An 18,551-nucleotide genomic window follows, 5' to 3' on the forward strand; every position below is an offset into this window, starting at 1 on the left:
AAAATACCTATCTGTTAGCAAACTGTAAAATGATAAAAAAATAGTTGATAAAATTAGTTTTCTAATCTAATATTTACTATAGAATATTTTTTATATGATGAGGGGGAAATCCATTGTTTAATGAGAGGGAAGCGTTACGTTTACGATTGGAACAATTAAACGAGGCAGAAGTAAAGGTCATCCGAGAATATCAAATTGAGCGAGATGCGATTTATGCAAAATTAAGAGAATTAGACCGTCAAGGAACAGGTCTAGTGTCAGATACAAAAAAAGAAGTACGTACAGAGAGAAAGACGGATTCACTGCCTGTATTAGCTGAGCTTGCTGCGCAAGAAATGAGAAGCTACCAGCAGCCGGCACAAACCCAATCATCATCTTTAGGAACAGGACAGCTAAACGGTGCACCTGTAGGTATTCCTGAAGGATCGACAAGACGCAGAAGAGGCACAGCTCGTCCTGGCTCTAAGGCAGCGAAGCTTCGTGAAGCTGCGATTAAAACGTTAAAACGTCATAATGCAGCGATTAAAAGCTCAGAACTTCAAAAAGAGATCGAAAAAGAGAGCGGTCTTGAAATCCCAAATATGACAACGTTTATGCAAAGCTTAATTAAAATGTACCCTGAAGTGAAGAAGCCTTATCGCGGACAGTATATTTTAGAAGGCGACATTCAAACAGAAGACGAATAAATAAAAAACTGCTGAGCGTAAAAGCCAGCAGTTTTTTATTTCGAGAATTACTTCTTTTGATCAACTGTATAGACAATTTTGCGTTCCTTGGGCAGGTGATCACGCTGTTTTTTGAAGCTGTCGATTTTGACTGTCATGACCTCTCCATTACGCTGCACTGCATCAACGTGTTCCTGAAGTGTTTGAACTTGTTCGTTGAGTTTCTTCAAGATCGGTTCGATTTCTTCTGTCGTTTGCAGGATGCGGTCTCGTGAGAATGGCTGTGCATTTGTTTTTGCTGACTGGTCAATATCAGCAAAATGAGAGGCGATCCATTCTTCGCTTTCTGCTAACTGTTTTTGATAGCTTGTGAGCGTTTCGTAAAAAATCGCTTCTTTTGCTTTTTCTATTTGCAGCAATTTCTCTTGTGTTTCATAAAAACGCTCTTGAAGGTGTCTGACGCCTTCCTGTAATACATGAAACTCTGCATTTTTATCGCTCAATGTTTGCTGCAGCTTCTCAATCACTGCGGATAAAGTATTTCCTTTTTTCTCCTCTTTTGCAAGCTGTTTATCTTGATCCTCTATCCGCTCATTTAATTGTTGAGAGATTTCCTTATATTTGACAACTTTCAAATGCAGCCTGTGTTTTTCTTCGGTTTCTTTTCTTCTATGATAGGTTTCCTTTTGCAGCATCTCATGGAGAAGGACAATTTTATGTAATAATTCTGATTTGCTGTAGGAGAGTTCCTGTATTTTTGAGGCAGCATCGTGTTGATCATTGGTCATTTCATCCAATTGTTGTTTTAATTGCGTGAAATCCTTTTTCATCTCATGATATTCTTGAGTTAACTTCTTATTTTTAGAATACGTATATGAGGACTGTAAATCAGAGATCATTTGTTGATATTTGGCAGTTTCAGCTTTTAAGTATAAATTCTCTTGAGATAAATCATGGAATAGGGGAGAAGCATGACGCCTGTTCATCGATAGACCCTCCTTATTCATGTTACCAATAAAGTATGCGAAAGGAGTGCGATTAGAACAACCATATCAAAGGAGGACTTAGAGGATGCACGTAGTGAATGTAATTTTAGCTGGAGGAGCTTCCAGACGCTTTGGAGAGCCAAAGGCAAGTCATATGTATCAAGGGAAACCATTATATGAGCATGTGAAAGAGCAGCTTTTAGGAGGGCAGACGGTTATCATCAGCCATCCGTCGCTTCTTCCTTTTTTCAAAGCAAGAGGTGAACAAAGTGTGTGGTTAGATGATGAAGAGGTGCGCGGATGCGGACCGCTTGCCGGCATATACACGGCGATGCAAAAGCAAAAGGCAGAATGGTATTTAGTAACGGCATGTGACATGCCTTTCATCCGGAAGGAAACGGCGAAAGTATTATCGTCCTATTGTAGCGAGCACACAGACGCCATCATTCCGCTTGTTGAGTGCAGATTACAGCCTTTGTTTGCGCTTTATCACCGCCGCTCTCTGCCGTTTATTCGCGCGTGTTTAAAAGAGAATCAATTAGCCATTAAAGACTTGCTTCAAAAGCTTCAAGTGCGCATCGTTTCAGAGGAAGAACTGAACGTGACATCAAACGAATTTCGTAATATCAATAAAAGAAGCGATTTACCTGAAAACGGTATGATATGATACATAAAAACGGTAAGGAGAGAGCAGCATTGAATGACCGATATTCAAGACAAATCTTGTTCCCTCCGGTTGGGGAAAAAGGACAGCATGGGCTGGCTGAAAGTCATGTTCTGATCGTTGGAGCCGGTGCTCTTGGTACCGCCTCTGCGGAAGGACTTGTCCGGTCTGGCATCGGTACGCTTACGATTGTCGATCGTGATTATGTGGAATTTTCAAATTTACAGCGGCAGCAGCTGTACACGGAACATGATGCAAAGGCGCATATGCCAAAAGCAGCAGCGGCAAAAAAACGTCTCGAGCAGATCAATCATGAAGTGAAGATACACGCCCTGATTGAAGATGCAGGGGCGGAGCTGTTAAGGCCGTTATTCCAGAGAGCAGATATCGTCATTGATGCAACAGATAATTTTGAGACAAGAATGGTGATGAATGATTTATCGCTAGTAACGAAGACACCGTGGATTTATGGCGCTTGTGTGAGCAGTCAGGGGATGTATATGACCATATTGCCGGATAAAACGCCATGTTTATCATGTGTGTTCACGGCAATGCCTGTTGGCGGCTTGACGTGCGATACAGCGGGGATTATTTCACCTGCCGTTCAAATGGTTTCTGCTTATCAGCAAACAGAGGCACTCAAATATTTAACAGGTCATGAAGAGCAAATCGAGCGGAAATTTGTCACGTTTGATCTTTGGCAGTCTACATCCTTTAAAATGGATTTATCTCGCACGAAGCAGAAAGACTGTCCAACTTGCGGCACGGCAAGAACCTATCCTTATTTACATGACCAGCGTAAAAAATCCACGGTGCTTTGTGGACGTGACACCGTTCAAATTGTATCAAAGGATTTAGCAAAACTATCATTTCAGCATATAAAAGAGCGGCTCTCATCTATATGTGAGGTGGAAGTAAACGACTTCTTAATCCATGTACGCTACGAAAACTACCGAATGGTCTGTTTCAAAGGGGGACGTGCATTAATCCATGGAACAAACGATGAAAAAGAAGCCAATTCATTACTAGCAAGACTGCTAGGGATATAGGAGTGAAGTGTGATGGAAAGACGGCAGCCAATACAAGTAGAAGAGGCCATAAAGAAAGTCCACCAATACGAAAAACATGGAGAAATAGAATGGGTCCCTTTAAAGGACAGCCTTGGACGGTTTATTGCAGAAGATATTTTGGCAGACCATGATGTTCCGGCATTTGATCGTTCTCCGTATGATGGCTTTGCACTTCGGGCAGAAGATACAAAAGAAGCATCAAGCGAGCATCCAGTTGAATTCGAAGTCATTGATCATATTGGTGCAGGAATGGTCTCAGCAAAAACCATCGGTCCCTTTCAGGCCATTCGTATTATGACAGGAGCAAAAATTCCAAATGGCGCAAATGTCGTTATCATGATTGAACTGACGAAGACTTTTGAAAAAGGCGGCAAATCATTCATGTCACTGAAAAGACCGCTGAAAAAGGGAGACAATATTTCTCGTCAAGGAGAAGAGGTACTCAAAGGAAACGTGATGGTCAAAAAAGGAACAGATGTCACTCCTGGCGTCACGGCTCTATTGGCGACATTCGGATATGCGGTAGTGCCAGTTGTCAAAAAACCGGTGATTGGCATTATCTCAACAGGCACAGAGCTTCTTCAAGTAAGTGATGCCATGGTGGACGGCAAGATTAGAAATAGTAATCTTAGTATGGTCTATGCGCAGGTACTTGAGGCCGGAGCTGAGCCGCTTGATTTAGGCGGAGTCTCCGATGACTTTGACAAAAGTTATCATGCAGTAAAAGCAGCCATGAGCAAGGTAGACATTCTGATCACAACAGGCGGTGTGTCAGTGGGCGATTTTGACTTTCTGCCTGCCATTTATGAAAAACTGGGAGCCAAGGTGCTGTTTAATAAAGTAGCCATGAGACCTGGAAGTGTGACGACTGTGGCTGCAATGCCAAATGGTCAATTGCTGTTTGGGCTGTCCGGAAATCCTGCTGCCTGTTTTGTGGGCTTTGAATTATTTGTGAAGCCGATCATCTATAAATGGTATATGAAAGAAAATCCATTTCCCGCTTTTGCAGAGGCGAAACTCACACATGATTTTCCAAAAGCCAATCCGTTTACTCGTTTTGTCAGGGCTGCCCTTCAATTCACTGGCAGTCACATCAGTGTGACTCCGACAGGTCTTGATAAATCAAGTGCAGTGACCTCTATTGCAGAGGCTGACTGTTTCATCGTGCTGCCTGGGGGAACAAGAGGTTTTCAAGCAGGTGATCAAGTTGCTGTTCTGCTGTTTCAGCACAAAGGCGGTGGTTCCTCGTGCTGGATGACAAATTAAGCATATTACAGGTGGTCGGTTATCAAAATAGCGGCAAGACTACCTTGATCGAAAAGCTCTGTCAGCTGGCTGAACGTGAAGGGCTGAAGCTAGGCTGCTTTAAACACCATGGACATGGCGGGACACCAGATCGTCTTTTCAAAGAAAAAGATACCGATCGATATGTACAAGCAGGGGCATATGCCGCAGGTGTGGAAGGAGAGGGTGAATTTCACTTTTCGATGCAGCACATCACGTTAGAGCAGCTGCTCAGCATGTGTCAGCATCTTCCGTTAGACGCTGTTCTCATAGAGGGGTACAAACAGGCGCCTTATCGCAAAATCGTTTGTGTCAAGAATGAAGAGGAGCTTATTGACCTTTCAACTCTTTCTAATATACAGGCAGCTATTTATTTTTCTCAAGAGGATCCATTAACCGAAAATTACCCGTTTCCTGTGTTTTCAGCTTTTGATAAGCGCGGGATGACATTTGCTTTTCACTTATTGAAGGGAGGCGGCACGTTTTGAGCGAACTTTTTAAAATAACAAAAACGCCGATTGAGGTTAACGAATTGATTCAGCATGTGACAAGACGAAAGGCAGGAGCGATTACAACGTTTATCGGGACGGTCAGAGAATGGACAAACGGCAAGAAAACATTGCGTTTAACGTACGAAGCATACATACCAATGGCGGAAAGTATGCTAAGGCAGATTGGACAAGAAATGAAGAATCGGTGGCCTGACACTGAAGCAGCGATTGTGCACCGGATTGGAACACTTGAGATAACCGATATTGCTGTTGCGATCGCCGTTTCTTCTCCTCATAGGAAGGCTGCCTACGAAGCCAATGAATATGCTATTGAACGAATCAAGGAAATCGTTCCTATTTGGAAAAAAGAATATTGGGAAGATGGAGAGGCCTGGATAGGTAATCAGCTTGAAACGGTTTCATATCCAGAAGGTAAACCTAGCCATCTTCAACTTGCAGAGAAAGAAGGTGATCAGCATGATTAATGTGTTATTGTTCGCCGGCCTTGCTGAGAAGGCCGGGAAACAACAAATCATCATTCAAAAAGAACAAACAACGGTTGATGAGATTAAAATAGAATTACAGGAGGTATATGGTGTTGATGCTGCACAAAATGTAATGGTTGCAGTCAACGAAATATATACGAGGGAAAATGCTGAAGTGCGTAGCGGGGACACTGTTGCACTCATTCCTCCTGTAAGTGGTGGATAATAGATATTAGAGGATTTGGTTATGGCCGCCCGGCTGTAACCAATTTTTTATGTGTGAAAAGTTTGTAGAGGTACTTGGGTGTAATCTTCGTAAATAAAACATCCCCTTCTTGCTTTAGAAATGTGAGGATCGAGCTGCTGAATGAGATCATACAATTCGCTGATTCGTCTCACATTGAAATCTGTTTGGGCTTGAAGCTGTTCCTTTAATTCTTTTGTGCTCACAATGCTTCCCTTTTTCTCTTTAATAATATCTACACATCTTGCAGCGTAGTATATTTTGTCGTTAGAAGGTCTGCTTTCTTTCATATCAAGTAATTTGAGCTCATGATAAATCGATTCTCTTTCCTTTCGAAAGTATTGCCATGCTTCTTGTTCCTTTTCATACAGTAAAATCAATTGCATTTTCAATTTTTCTCTTAACATTCACTTGACTCCATTTCCACTATCATTTAACCTACCTCTATTTTACATTATATGAAAAAATAACTTTTGATCAAGTAAAATCCCTTTATTTTTAATTTTTTAATATGAAAGTATTGATACTAAAGACTTATTTGTTCTGTAAAAGAAACCAATCATAGTCCTATAAAGCCGGGATTTGTCCAAATTACTAGGATTATTTTAACAAAAAATTGTTGTGTCTATCTAAGACCATGCGAATCCAAAAGAAAAGGATATTTATTCCGAAAGACATATTGTTTACTTAATAAAATGTTTTTAAGTCAGTAAAAGCACGATTCTTGATATGAATATGGTCGGATCATGGGGTCATTTGAAGGGTTTCATTCGTGAAAATAGAATAATAGATAAAATTTTTTCTCAACGAAAATAAGAAAATCAAATGATCGATCACTTATTGGCAATCTTTTGATAAAATAGAAAGAAAAAGAGCGTCATTGTGCGTTTGCATATTTGCTTGACATAGAGAGGATGACATTTGGTGAAAGAAAACATGCAAAAACCTACGATCATTGGAGTGAGCACAAGACCATCAGAGCACCTGAAAAGAGTATGGGAACATCCAGTTGTTTGGTGGCCTTTATCTTGTGTGCTTATTTTAACAGTTGTTGTGACTTATTTGTCTGAGCTCGTAAATAAGGGAATGTGGGCAGATTTAAGTTTGCCGGTACCTGTTGTTTATGTGGTGACGCTCATTGGTCTGGTATTTGGGATTGTCATCAATGCTGCTATATATAAGTTCATCGTATTTTTAGCGAAAGGTGATGCATCATTTCGGCAGCTGTTTTCAGCGGTTCTGTTCATTACACCCGTTACGATCATTGGGACGATTATTTCTCATTTGGCAGTAATCCTTTTTCATGTTCCAAAAGATGTCACGGTTACTTCGTTAAACGCACTCATTCGAATTTCTGGTCCATGGCAGGCGGTGTTAGCCAATATCGATTTATTTGTGATCTGGAATCTTGTTTTAACAGGCTTTTTATTCATCCAAGTTGGGCGTATATCACCGAAAATTTCTTGGGTGATTATAGGCGTCTTTTATATTTTATCGTTAATTTTTCAATATGTAGGAACAGCAATTAACATATCAGTAAGCTGGGGGTAGAATGTTTTTATGAGAAAGAAAATCATCATCGGATCTATTTTAATTATTGTGATTGGACTATTTATTGGATTTAATATTGCGAAAAACCAAGCAAAGCCTGTTTCTACAGCAGCGATTAAAACAGTCAAACTCACGCCGAAAGAAATCACATCTACGGTGATGACACCCGGGACACTTTCATTTTCTGAAGAGCAGTTCATCTATGAAGAAGAGGAAAAGGGGAAATTGAAGGGAATTGCTGTGAAAGAAGGGGAAAAGGTAAAGGCTGGAACGCCGCTTCTTACATATGAAAACAAGGAACTGGAGCTTGAGGAGCAGCAGCAAGCATTAGCCGCTGAGTCAAGTACATTAAAATTGGAACAATTGCAAAATAGGCTGAGTGAATTAGATGAGAAAAAAGCAGGCGGTTCTGACGCTAATGCCAAAAGCGAGCGAGATCAGCTTCAATTAGAACTGAAAGCGGCTGAATTAGAACAAAAGCAAGCAAAGATCAGCCAAGAAAAAGTAAAGGCGCAAATAGAAGATTTAACCGTACATAGTAAAATTGATGGAACAGTGATTTCCATTGAGCAAGAGGCCGGAGCAGGGGGGCCGGAAGATAGGCAGCCGATCATCCATATTGGTAATGAGAAAAAAATGATCGTGCGGGGTTTGATCTCAGAGTATGATGCCATCAAAATCAAAAAGAAACAAAAAGTGAAGGTAACGTCTGATGTCATTCGCGGGAAGAGCTGGCAAGGAGTCGTGAAAAAAGTAGGTGCTGTTCCTGTCCAGACTGCGGCCGAAACAACTTCGAGCGATCAAACGGTTCAATATCCTGTTGAAGTTGAAATAAAGGGGAAGAAACCTGAGGCGAAGCCTGGTTTTAAAATGATCATGGAAATTGAAACAGATAAGCGCCAGGCGCAAACAATTCCTGAAACAGCAGTAAAAAAAGAGACTGATGGACAATACGTTTATGTTGTTCGAGAAAATGTACTGAAAAAAGTAAAAGTGGTCATAGGGGAAACGTCAGGTCATGATCTTGAAGTGACAAAAGGTGTCAAGGCAGAGGACCAAATCATTGCTCATCCAACAGATGACATGTATGACGGAATGGAAGTGAATGCTGAATGATTCAGCTTTCCAACGTAACAAAAAGCTATGAGGTCGCACACGAAACATTTGATGTATTAAGTGACATGAATCTTGTCATTGAAAAAGGTGAGTATATGTCCATTATGGGCCCGTCAGGCTCTGGAAAGTCAACATTAATGAATATTATTGGCTGTTTAGACCGTCCGACGACGGGACAATATCATTTTCAAGGTACAGAGCTGTCAGCAGCAAAGGATCAAGAGCTCGCGGTTATTCGAAATCAATCCATTGGATTTGTTTTTCAGCAATTTCACCTCCTGCCAAGGTTAAATGCGAGACGCAATGTTGAACTTCCGATGATTTACGCTGGGATCAGCCAAAAGGAAAGAAAAGAACGTGCGGAATTGGCACTTGAAAAGGTTGGTTTGGCAGATCGAATGAAACATATGCCAAGTGAGTTGTCAGGAGGACAAAAGCAAAGGGTGGCAATTGCACGAGCGATTGTCAATAAGCCTCAGCTTATTTTGGCAGACGAACCGACTGGTGCTCTCGACTCAAAAACAAGCATGTCAATTATGGAACAGTTTACACAGCTGAATGAGGAAGGGACAACGATTGTGCTTGTCACCCATGAAGAAGAAATAGCTGCTTATACAAACCGTACGGTCGTTGTGAGAGATGGACGGCTTGTTGAAGATAGATGGATGCAAGGGGACGCTATGAATGAAACTCTTTGAAAATATCAAAATAGCGCTGAATTCGGTTTTAGCTCATAAATTACGTTCTATTTTAACGATGCTTGGGATTATTATTGGTGTTGGATCAGTCATTGCAGTCGTGGCGATCGGTCAAGGCGGTGAGCAAATGTTAAAAGGATCGATTTCAGGTCCAAACAATACCATTGATATGACATATACGCCTTCTGACGAAGAGTTAAATGCAAATCCAAATGCTTTATTCGAAGCCTCATTTACTGAGGAAGACATAAAAAGCATTAGGACAATCAATGGGGTGAAGCAGGTCGCTTCCTCGACTGCACAAGGAATGCAGCTGAGATTTCAAGATACGACAGTTGATGCGACAGTTAACGGCATAAATGAGGGGTATACGGATGTACATTCATTACAAATCGCAGAAGGAAAGAATTTAAGAGATATTGACTTTAGAAGCGGCAGAAGAGCTGCCCTCATCTCGGATGGCTTACAAAAAGAACTATTCAATGGACAAAAGGCATTAGGTGAACTGATTTGGATGAACGGACAGCCAGTTGAAGTCATCGGTGTGTTAGCAAAACAGAAAGGGATGTTTTCATTTGATATGAATGAATTATATGTCCCATTTGCGATGCTCACCTCCACATTTGGTATGAATGAATATGATAAGTTGTCTATTCAAGTCGCACATGCGGATCAAATGAAGGAAGTAGGAAAGAGCGCGGCTGCCATATTAAATGAAAATCATCATACAGAAGATGCTTACGAAATGATCAATATGGAAGAAATCGCAGAAGGGATCGGTCAAATAACGTCCGTTATGACAACGATCATTGGCTCAATAGCCGGAATCTCTTTACTTGTCGGCGGCATCGGTGTGATGAATATTATGCTCGTTTCTGTGACAGAGAGGACAAGAGAAATCGGTATTCGAAAGGCGATGGGCGCAACAAGGGCGCAAATTCTCGTTCAGTTTTTAATTGAGTCTGTCGTTTTAACACTCATCGGCGGGCTGATGGGAATTGCACTTGGTTTAGGCGGTGCTTCGCTAGTTTCACTATTTGCCGGCTGGCCGTCTCTCGTATCTTGGCAAGTGGTTTGTGGAGGCGTACTGTTTAGTATGCTCATTGGTATTGTTTTTGGGTTAATTCCTGCGAATAAAGCAGCGAGACTAGACCCTATTGAATCGCTCAGGTATGAATAATTCGGAGAAGAAAAAAGCATACAAACGGTTTACATTCGCCTTCATTACCCATCAAAAGCTTTTATGCAAATCGCATAAAAGCTTTTTTTAGTTCCATTGAATGAAATAAAAAATGATAGAAATGCTAATATCATGACTTTCATCTTAATGTCACATATTTTTCAGTTTACAAATGGTACATATAAAGGTAAGATGACCATGGTGAAAGATTTTGATAGTTATTGAATGTATTTGATTGTTTTGTATTGATAATGTTGAAAAAAGCGATTACAATAAAGGTGCGCGCAAAATGAATACGTTTTCAAAAGGGGTGTTCTCATGTTAACACCGGAAAGACATCAACTCATTATCGACAGCTTAGAAGAAAATGATGTCATTAAAATACAGGACTTAACGATGATGACGGATGCGTCTGAATCTACAATTAGAAGAGATTTATCAGCCCTTGAAGAAAAAGGATTTCTGAAAAGGGTTCATGGAGGAGCGGCCAAGGTTTCGAGTATTCGCCTTGAACCAGATGTATTTGAGAAATCTGCCAAAAACCTTCAAGAAAAGTCATTGGTAGCAGAGGCAGCGGCATCTCTTTTAAAACAGGGTGACTGTATTTATTTAGATGCAGGTACAACCACACAGCAAATGATTGAATATATCGATCCAGATCAAGATATTGTCGTGGTGACTAACGGTGTGATGCACATTGAAGCACTTATGAGAAAAGGCATTACCTTTTACTTGACAGGCGGATCAGTGAAACATCGAACAGGAGCCATGGTGGGAGCCTCAGCTTTGACAGCGATGGAAAATTATCGTTTTGACAAAAGCTTTGTTGGGACAAACGGCATTCATCCCGAGGCGGGTTTTACAACACCTGATCCAGAGGAAGCACTCATGAAAAAAAGAGCCATGAAACAGGCGAAAAAAACCTATATCTTATCAGATGCCTCGAAGTTTGGCGAAATATCGTTTTCAACCTTTGCTAGTTTACAGGAAGCCACCATTATCACAAACGACGCAAAAGAGGATTCATTCGATAATTACCATGAAAAAACGGTTATAAAGGTAGTGAAAACATGATTTATACAGTTACTTTAAACCCATCAGTTGATTACATTGTACACGTGGAGGATTTTGCAGTCGGCGGTTTAAATCGTTCAACCTATGATCAAAAATATCCAGGTGGTAAAGGAATTAATGTCTCAAGGCTATTAAAACGTCACGGTGTTGAATCAAAAGCACTTGGATTCATTGGTGGATTTACAGGCAAATATATTCAAGATTTTTTACAGAACGAACAATTACAAACAGCCTTTCACGAGGTGTCAGAAGATACAAGAATTAATGTGAAACTAAAAACAGGTGAAGAGACAGAAATCAACGGCCTCGGCCCATCAATTACTGAAGCGCAATTTGAGTCATTTCTATCTCAATTTTCTTCATTAACTGAAGGAGATGTCGTGGTTTTAGCTGGCAGCATTCCTTCTTCATTACCTCATAACACATATGAGCGTATTGCTGAAGTTTGCAAAGAGCAAGGTGTAAGAGTTGTTCTTGATATTTCTGGCGAAGCGTTAAAAAAAGCAGCTGACATGAAACCATTCTTAATGAAGCCAAATCATCATGAACTGGGTGAAATGTTTGAGACGAGTATTTCATCAGCAGAAGAAGCAATTCCTTATGGGAAAAAGCTGTTAGAACAAGGTGCTGAACATGTCATCGTCTCCATGGCTGGAGATGGCGCCCTTTTATTCAGTAAAGAAGGAATCTATCAGTCCAATGTTCCAAAGGGAACGCTCGTTAATTCAGTTGGAGCAGGAGATTCAGTCGTTGCAGGGTTTTTAGCCGGCGTTTCAAAAGGCCTTTCAATTGAAGATTCATTTAAGCTTGGTGTTACTTCAGGTAGCGCTACAGCCTTTTCTGAGGAGCTTGGCACAAAAGAGCTTGTTGACACACTATTACCACAAGTAAAAGTCACACGCATTTAAAGGAGGAGTCATCATGAAAATTACAGAACTACTCACGAAGCATACCATTAAGCTTCAATTAGACAGCCAGCAGAAAGAAGCAGTCATTGAAGAGCTGGTCACTGTTTTAGATACAGCAGGCAAGTTAAATGATAAAGAGGGCTACAAAGAAGCTGTGATCAATCGTGAAAAACAGAGCTCTACTGGTATTGGCGAAGGAATTGCCATCCCGCACGCTAAAACAGCAAGTGTAAAAGAGCCTGCCATTGCATTTGGCCGCTCAACTGCTGGTGTTGATTATGAATCACTAGACGCGCAGCCGAGTCATCTTGTCTTTATGATTGCCGCAACTGAAGGCGCAAACAACACGCACTTAGAGGCACTTTCTCGTTTATCCACACTTCTAATGCGTGAAGAAATCCGAAAGCAGCTCCTTGAAGCGGCGACTGAAGATGAAATCATTGAGATCATCAATACACATGATCAAGATGATGAAGAAGAAGAGGAAGTTCAAGAGGAGCCGGCAGCAGAAGGAAAACCCGCTAAAATTTTAGCAGTAACAGCTTGCCCAACAGGCATTGCCCATACATTTATGGCAGCAGATGCTTTGAAAGAAAAAGCAAAAGAAATGGGCGTTGACATTAAAGTTGAAACAAATGGCTCTGGCGGTATTAAACATGCCCTTACAGCAAAAGAAATTGAAGAAGCACCAGCCATCATTGTGGCAGCGGACAAGCAAGTAGAAATGGAACGCTTTAAAGGCAAGCATGTCATTGAAGTCCCTGTAACAGCTGGTATTCGCCGTCCACAGGAATTAATTGAAAAAGCAATCAATCAAGATGCGCCGATTTATAAAGGTTCAGGCGGCAGTTCTTCTAAAGAAGAAAATGAATCATCTGGCAAAGGAAGAAGCGGATTTTACAAGCACTTAATGAGTGGTGTAAGTAACATGCTTCCATTTGTTGTCGGAGGCGGTATCCTTGTTGCGATTTCATTCTTCTGGGGCATTAACTCAGCAGATCCTAAGGACCCTTCATTTAATTCATTTGCAGCTGTCTTAAAAGGAATTGGCGGCGATAATGCGCTTGCCTTAATCGTTGCTGTATTAGCTGGGTTTATTGCCATGAGTATTGCAGATCGTCCAGGTTTTGCGCCAGGTATGGTCGGTGGTTTTATGGCGTCAGCAGCAGGTGCAGGGTTCTTAGGCGGACTGATTGCTGGTTTCCTAGCAGGTTACATTGTTGTGCTGCTCAAAAAAGTATTCACATTCGTACCGCAGACACTCGACGGGATTAAACCGGTTCTGCTGTATCCATTGTTCGGTATTTTCTTCACAGGCATTATCATGCATTATATTGTCAACACACCAGTGAAAATGGTGATGGACGGATTAACACATTGGCTTGAATCATTAGGTACGGGAAACCTTGTCTTAATGGGTATTATTTTAGCTGGTATGATGGCAATTGATATGGGAGGCCCAATTAACAAAGCGGCTTACACATTTGGTCTTGCAATGATTGCTGCTGGCAACTATGCACCGCATGCTGCAATTATGGCAGGCGGAATGGTACCACCACTAGGTATTGCACTTGCAACAACGATCTTTAGAAATAAGTTCTCAAAACGTGACCGTGAAGCAGGGATTACATGTTACTTCATGGGAGCTGCCTTCATCACTGAAGGGGCGATCCCGTTTGCGGCAGCAGATCCTCTTCGTGTGATTCCTTCAGCTGTTATTGGTGCAGCAGTTGCTGGCGGATTAACGGAATTCTTTAGAGTGACGCTTCCTGCACCGCATGGCGGACTATTTGTTTTCTGGGTAACAAATCATCCAGTTCTTTATATCATCAGCATCTTAATCGGTGCTGTTGTGACAGCGATTTTACTGGGTATTTTGAAAAAACCAGTCAGGCAAGAAGCGTAATGCAGAAGAGAAGCATCGTGAAAAACGGTGCTTCTTTTTGTTTAATCATCAGTGAATTAGGAAAAAATATCTAATTAGATGGTTGTCTTGTGAATTTTTAAATGACATATGATAAAGTAAAGTTATTCAATTCACGTTTCAAGTCTTTTAGCAGAAAGTCTTAGGAGGAAGCAGTATTTTGAACGAAGAAAACAAACAAAACGAAAATGAAATTCAATCTGATGCGAAGCAAGCCAAAACAGAGAAGAAAAGTTCACTGTTTGAATGGATCAAAGCCATTTTAATCGCACTTGCACTCGTCTTGCTCATCCGTACGTTTATATTTGAACCGTATGTGGTGGAAGGAGAGTCAATGGAACCAACACTTCATGATGGGGAAAAGCTGTTTGTCAACAAAACCATTAACTATCTCGGTGGTGTAAAACGCGGTGACATCGTGATTATTAATGGAAAAGATGGTCAGAAGATTCATTATGTCAAACGATTGATCGGCCTTCCAGGTGATACGATTGAAATGAAGGATGATACGCTTTACATTAATGGTAAAAAAGTAGATGAGCCTTATTTAAAAGAGAACAAGGCGCATGCGAAAGAGTATGAAGTGCATTTAACTGGAGATTTTGGTCCAGTGAAAGTACCGAAAAACGATTACTTTGTGATGGGGGACAACAGACTGAATTCCATGGACAGCAGAAATGGACTTGGCCTCATTGAAAAGGATCGGGTTGTCGGGACATCAGAATTTGTTTTCTTCCCATTTGGCGACATTCGACAGACAAAATAAAAGCACCTTCTCATGGGCAAGAGAAAGGTACTTGAACGAGCGACCCTTACAGAAGGGTCGTTTTTAATTTGGCGTGAGCACTGTAACAATGATCACAATCGCTAGAACAGAAGCGAATACAGATCCAGTAATGGCTAAAACGGATCGAAACAATCCGATCTTTAGGTTTTCTTTTCCCCGCTTTTGTAAAAAACGTTTGGAAAAGATGTGAACCAGTGTGTAAATGAGGATAAGCCCAATATAAAGGCCAAAGTCCCTCGCATTAAAGCCTGTTGCAGATAAATAAATGCCCATAAAGAAAATCAATAAACAGTATTCCATCAGTGTGAGTAATCTCAAATCGCCCGAACTCCTTCAATCAATCATTCCCGTTTATTATATCATAATAGACAAAAAGCCTTCGTTCTTAGCGAGAGACGTTTCTATCAAACGTTATTCATGTTATACTTCATATTGATGAATGAGTGATGGAGGATTAATAAATGATTGCAGTAAATAATGTTAGTTTGCGCTTTGCTGATCGTAAACTATTTGAAGAAGTAAATATTAAATTCACTCCTGGCAACTGCTACGGATTAATTGGTGCCAATGGAGCTGGTAAATCAACGTTCCTAAAGATTCTTTCTGGAGAAATTGAGCCTCAAACGGGCGATGTTCATATGAGTCCTGGTGAGCGTTTAGCGATTTTAAAACAGAACCACTTTGAATACGAAGAGTTTGAAGTGCTGAAAGTCGTCATCATGGGTCACAAACGTCTATATGACGTGATGCAGGAGAAAGATGCGATCTATATGAAACCTGATTTCTCAGATGAAGACGGGATTCGTGCAGCGGAGCTTGAAGGTGAGTTTGCTGAATTAAACGGCTGGGAAGCTGAAAGTGAAGCAGCGATCCTATTAAAAGGCCTTGGCATTCCAGAAAGCCTTCAATCGAAGAAAATGTCTGAGCTTGGCGGTTCTGAAAAGGTAAAAGTACTTTTAGCTCAAGCTTTATTTGGCAAGCCTGACGTTCTTCTTCTCGATGAGCCGACGAACCACTTGGACTTACAAGCAATCCAGTGGCTCGAAGAGTTCCTCATTAACTTTGAAAATACCGTCATCGTCGTTTCGCATGATCGTCATTTCTTAAACAAAGTATGTACACATATTGCGGACCTTGATTTTGGAAAAATCCAAGTATACGTCGGTAACTATGATTTTTGGTATGAGTCCAGCCAGTTAGCGCTGAAACTAAGCCAAGAAGCAAATAAGAAAAAAGAAGAACAAATTAAGCAGCTTCAAGAATTCGTTGCCCGGTTTAGTGCGAACGCTTCTAAATCGAAGCAAGCGACATCAAGAAAGAAATTGCTTGATAAAATCTCTTTAGATGACATTAAGCCGTCTTCACGTAAATATCCGTATGTTCATTTTGCGCCAGAGCGCGAAATCGGAAATGATGTCCTTCAAGTAGAAGGTCTATCAAAAACAATTGACGGTGTGAAAGTACTGGATAATGTCAGCTTTATTATGAACCGCGAAGATAAAATTGCGTTCTTAAGCCGTAACGAGCTTGCTGTGTCCACTTTATTTAAAATCCTTGCTGGTGAAATGGAGCCAGACAGCGGATCATTTAAATGGGGCGTCACAACGTCACAAGCCTTTTTCCCGAAAGATAATAGTGAATACTTTGAAGGAAACGATGTTGATCTCGTTGATTGGCTTCGTCAATATTCTCCGAATGATCAAAGCGAAAGCTTCCTGCGTGGTTTCCTAGGACGTATGCTTTTCTCTGGGGAAGAAGTGAAGAAAAAAGCAAGTGTCTTATCAGGAGGAGAAAAGGTTCGTTGTATGTTATCAAAAATGATGCTGTCTGGAGCGAATATTCTGCTGCTGGATGAGCCAACGAACCACTTAGACCTAGAATCCATTACAGCGCTGAATAACGGCCTCATGAGCTTTAAAGGAGCTATGCTCTTCTCATCTCATGACCATCAGTTTGTTGAAACAGTCGCAAACCGGATTATCGAAGTGACGCCAAATGGCATCGTCGATAAACAAACAACATATGATGAGTTCTTATCAGATCAAGACATCCAAAAAAGACTTGAAGAGCTTTACGCATAAATAAAAAAAGACATCCATAGGATGTCTTTTTTTGATTAAATCGCCCAGTTTCCATTTCGGAAGATCGGTTCGCGTTTCCCGTCTTTTGTGATCCCGTCAATATTCATTTCCTTTGAACCAATCATAAAATCAACGTGTGTAATACTGCTGTTCACACCCGCTGCATCCAATTCTTCTCGTTTCATTTCTTTTCCGCCTTCGATATTAAACGCATATCCGCTGCCGATGGCAAGGTGGTTTGATGCATTTTCATCGTAAAGTGTATTGTAATAAAGAATATTTGAGTTAGAAATTGGTGAATCATCTGGTACGAGGGCAACCTCACCTAGATAATGAGAGCCTTCATCTGTTTCAACGAGAGATTTTAACATATCTTCGCCTTCTTTTGCTTTCACATCCACAATCCGGCCATTTTCAAAGGTTAATGAAAACTCATCAATGATGTTTCCAGCATAGCTGAGCGGCTTTGTGCTTGAGACTGTCCCGTTTACACCGTCTTTTTTCGGTACGGTAAAGACTTCTTCTGTCGGCATGTTGGCCATGAACGAAACGCCGCGTTCACTTACGCTGCCAGCACCTACCCAAATATGCTGCTCTGGAAGCTCGATCGTTAAGTCTGTGCCCGGTGCTTCATAATGAAGCTTGTGGTAGTGGCGTTCATTGAGTATTTTGACCTTTTCGTTTAATGACGCATCGTGCTTTTTCCAAGCCTCAACTGGATCTGCTTGATCAGCGCGTGCGACTTTAAAGATTTGATCCCACAATAACGTGACAGCTTCCTTATCTGTATGATCAGGGAAAATCTTTTTCGCCCATTCTTTTGATGCAGCACCTACGACTGTCCAAGCGACTTTGTCAGATTGAACGTATTGACGATATGTATGTAGTGCTGAACCAGCAGCTTTTTGCTGTGCAGCGATTTTTTTCGAATCAATGCCTCGCAAAAGGTCAGGGCTTTCTGACAGGATGGTAATAAAAGCGCCTCCGCGTTTTGCGATGGTTTCCATCATCTGTGCTTCCCATTCAGGGAATTGCTCAAATACATCTTGCGGTGCATGTTCATATTTTAAACGAGTGAGAACACCATCACTCCAGCGGATATGTACGTTTTTCGCCCCGCGCTCATACGCGTGTTTCGCTATAAGACGAACAAGATGTGCAGATTCAGTAAATGCGGATACAACGACTTCCTGCCCCTTTTGTACATTCACACCGACCTCAACGATGGTCTTCGCATATTGATCTAGTTGTTTTTCAAATGAACTCATAAAAACCCCTCCTTTAGTCATGTTCATCATATCAGATTTATGACCGAAAAGGAAAATGGGGAGCCCGTTTAAAGC

The 18,551-nt window shown here is 41.2% G+C and carries 20 protein-coding genes; 16 read left to right on the top strand and 4 right to left on the bottom strand.

Annotation, left to right across the window (positions count from 1 at the left end; translation table 11 throughout):
- The first annotated feature begins 113 nt into the window (after positions 1 to 113).
- Entirely contained in the window at positions 114 to 686 is a 573-nt protein-coding gene (rok, locus tag NSU13_RS06845) for a transcriptional regulator Rok (protein ID WP_025092353.1), read from the top strand.
- 47 nt (positions 687 to 733) lie between these two features.
- Here rok and NSU13_RS06850 read toward each other — a convergent pair whose 3' ends face one another.
- Positions 734 to 1,651 carry a hypothetical protein gene (locus NSU13_RS06850; protein ID WP_034623329.1) on the bottom strand — a complete coding sequence of 306 codons (918 nt, stop codon included), beginning with the start codon at positions 1,649 to 1,651 and terminating at the stop codon, positions 734 to 736.
- A gap of 85 nt (positions 1,652 to 1,736) precedes the next feature.
- On the opposite strand from NSU13_RS06850, the gene NSU13_RS06855 reads away from it, so the two are divergent.
- The 6 genes from NSU13_RS06855 to moaD are packed head-to-tail and all read left to right on the top strand — an operon-like array spanning position 1,737 to position 5,871.
- A complete protein-coding gene (locus NSU13_RS06855) occupies positions 1,737 to 2,318 on the top strand; it encodes a molybdenum cofactor guanylyltransferase (protein ID WP_342489957.1) in 582 nt (193 codons plus the stop codon).
- 29 nt (positions 2,319 to 2,347) lie between these two features.
- Positions 2,348 to 3,364, top strand: a complete 1,017-nt coding sequence (locus tag NSU13_RS06860) for a thiazole biosynthesis adenylyltransferase ThiF (protein ID WP_342489958.1) — start codon at positions 2,348 to 2,350, stop codon at positions 3,362 to 3,364.
- A gap of 9 nt (positions 3,365 to 3,373) precedes the next feature.
- On the top strand, positions 3,374 to 4,651 hold the full coding sequence (gene glp, locus NSU13_RS06865; protein WP_326136485.1) for a gephyrin-like molybdotransferase Glp: 1,278 nt from the start codon (positions 3,374 to 3,376) through the stop codon (positions 4,649 to 4,651).
- Positions 4,633 to 5,157 (top strand): molybdopterin-guanine dinucleotide biosynthesis protein B, encoded by a 525-nt coding sequence (gene mobB / locus NSU13_RS06870; RefSeq protein ID WP_065214461.1) that lies wholly within the window; start codon positions 4,633 to 4,635, stop codon positions 5,155 to 5,157. Before glp ends, mobB begins: the two co-directional genes overlap by 19 nt.
- Positions 5,154 to 5,645: a molybdenum cofactor biosynthesis protein MoaE gene (locus NSU13_RS06875; protein ID WP_034281605.1), complete on the top strand. Its 492-nt coding sequence runs from the start codon at positions 5,154 to 5,156 to the stop codon at positions 5,643 to 5,645. Before mobB ends, NSU13_RS06875 begins: the two co-directional genes overlap by 4 nt.
- Positions 5,638 to 5,871, top strand: coding sequence for a molybdopterin converting factor subunit 1 (gene moaD, locus NSU13_RS06880; protein WP_034281607.1), 234 nt, complete (start codon positions 5,638 to 5,640; stop codon positions 5,869 to 5,871). The genes NSU13_RS06875 and moaD overlap by 8 nt, the downstream gene beginning before the upstream one ends.
- Before the next feature lie 47 nt (positions 5,872 to 5,918).
- Here the strand turns inward: moaD and NSU13_RS06885 are convergent, their stop codons facing one another.
- On the bottom strand, positions 5,919 to 6,296 hold the full coding sequence (locus NSU13_RS06885) for a hypothetical protein (RefSeq protein WP_065214314.1): 378 nt from the start codon (positions 6,294 to 6,296) through the stop codon (positions 5,919 to 5,921).
- Positions 6,297 to 6,813: 517 nt separating this feature from the next.
- Here NSU13_RS06885 and NSU13_RS06890 point away from each other — a divergent pair.
- The 8 genes from NSU13_RS06890 to lepB all read left to right on the top strand — a co-directional run bounded on the left by NSU13_RS06890 (position 6,814) and on the right by lepB (position 15,106).
- Positions 6,814 to 7,440, top strand: a complete 627-nt coding sequence (locus NSU13_RS06890; protein ID WP_065214315.1) for a YIP1 family protein — start codon at positions 6,814 to 6,816, stop codon at positions 7,438 to 7,440.
- A 9-nt stretch (positions 7,441 to 7,449) separates the two neighbouring features.
- Entirely contained in the window at positions 7,450 to 8,556 is a 1,107-nt protein-coding gene (locus NSU13_RS06895) for an efflux RND transporter periplasmic adaptor subunit (protein ID WP_034281611.1), read from the top strand.
- A complete protein-coding gene (locus tag NSU13_RS06900) occupies positions 8,553 to 9,254 on the top strand; it encodes an ABC transporter ATP-binding protein (RefSeq protein WP_034281612.1) in 702 nt (233 codons plus the stop codon). Before NSU13_RS06895 ends, NSU13_RS06900 begins: the two co-directional genes overlap by 4 nt.
- Positions 9,241 to 10,434, top strand: a complete 1,194-nt coding sequence (locus NSU13_RS06905; RefSeq protein WP_034281613.1) for an ABC transporter permease — start codon at positions 9,241 to 9,243, stop codon at positions 10,432 to 10,434. The genes NSU13_RS06900 and NSU13_RS06905 overlap by 14 nt, the downstream gene beginning before the upstream one ends.
- A 318-nt stretch (positions 10,435 to 10,752) precedes the next feature.
- A complete protein-coding gene (locus tag NSU13_RS06910; RefSeq protein ID WP_034281614.1) occupies positions 10,753 to 11,508 on the top strand; it encodes a DeoR/GlpR family DNA-binding transcription regulator in 756 nt (251 codons plus the stop codon).
- On the top strand, positions 11,505 to 12,416 hold the full coding sequence (pfkB, locus tag NSU13_RS06915; protein ID WP_034281616.1) for a 1-phosphofructokinase: 912 nt from the start codon (positions 11,505 to 11,507) through the stop codon (positions 12,414 to 12,416). Before NSU13_RS06910 ends, pfkB begins: the two co-directional genes overlap by 4 nt.
- A gap of 13 nt (positions 12,417 to 12,429) precedes the next feature.
- The gene (locus tag NSU13_RS06920; protein ID WP_024424741.1) at positions 12,430 to 14,322 is read left to right on the top strand and encodes a PTS fructose transporter subunit IIABC; all 1,893 of its coding nucleotides are present in this window, start codon (positions 12,430 to 12,432) and stop codon (positions 14,320 to 14,322) included.
- 211 nt (positions 14,323 to 14,533) lie between these two features.
- Positions 14,534 to 15,106, top strand: coding sequence for a signal peptidase I (lepB, locus tag NSU13_RS06925; protein ID WP_029706712.1), 573 nt, complete (start codon positions 14,534 to 14,536; stop codon positions 15,104 to 15,106).
- 63 nt (positions 15,107 to 15,169) lie between these two features.
- Here the strand turns inward: lepB and NSU13_RS06930 are convergent, their stop codons facing one another.
- On the bottom strand, positions 15,170 to 15,445 hold the full coding sequence (locus NSU13_RS06930; protein ID WP_034281618.1) for a hypothetical protein: 276 nt from the start codon (positions 15,443 to 15,445) through the stop codon (positions 15,170 to 15,172).
- Positions 15,446 to 15,588: 143 nt separating this feature from the next.
- On the opposite strand from NSU13_RS06930, the gene NSU13_RS06935 reads away from it, so the two are divergent.
- Entirely contained in the window at positions 15,589 to 17,208 is a 1,620-nt protein-coding gene (locus NSU13_RS06935; protein WP_024426884.1) for an ATP-binding cassette domain-containing protein, read from the top strand.
- Positions 17,209 to 17,243: 35 nt separating this feature from the next.
- Here the strand turns inward: NSU13_RS06935 and NSU13_RS06940 are convergent, their stop codons facing one another.
- On the bottom strand, positions 17,244 to 18,476 hold the full coding sequence (locus NSU13_RS06940) for an aminopeptidase (protein ID WP_342489959.1): 1,233 nt from the start codon (positions 18,474 to 18,476) through the stop codon (positions 17,244 to 17,246).
- Positions 18,477 to 18,551 lie beyond the last annotated feature (75 nt).

Origin of the sequence: Bacillus sp. FSL M8-0049 (genome assembly GCF_038593355.1) — a bacterium.
Lineage (GTDB): Bacteria > Bacillota > Bacilli > Bacillales > Bacillaceae > Bacillus > Bacillus safensis.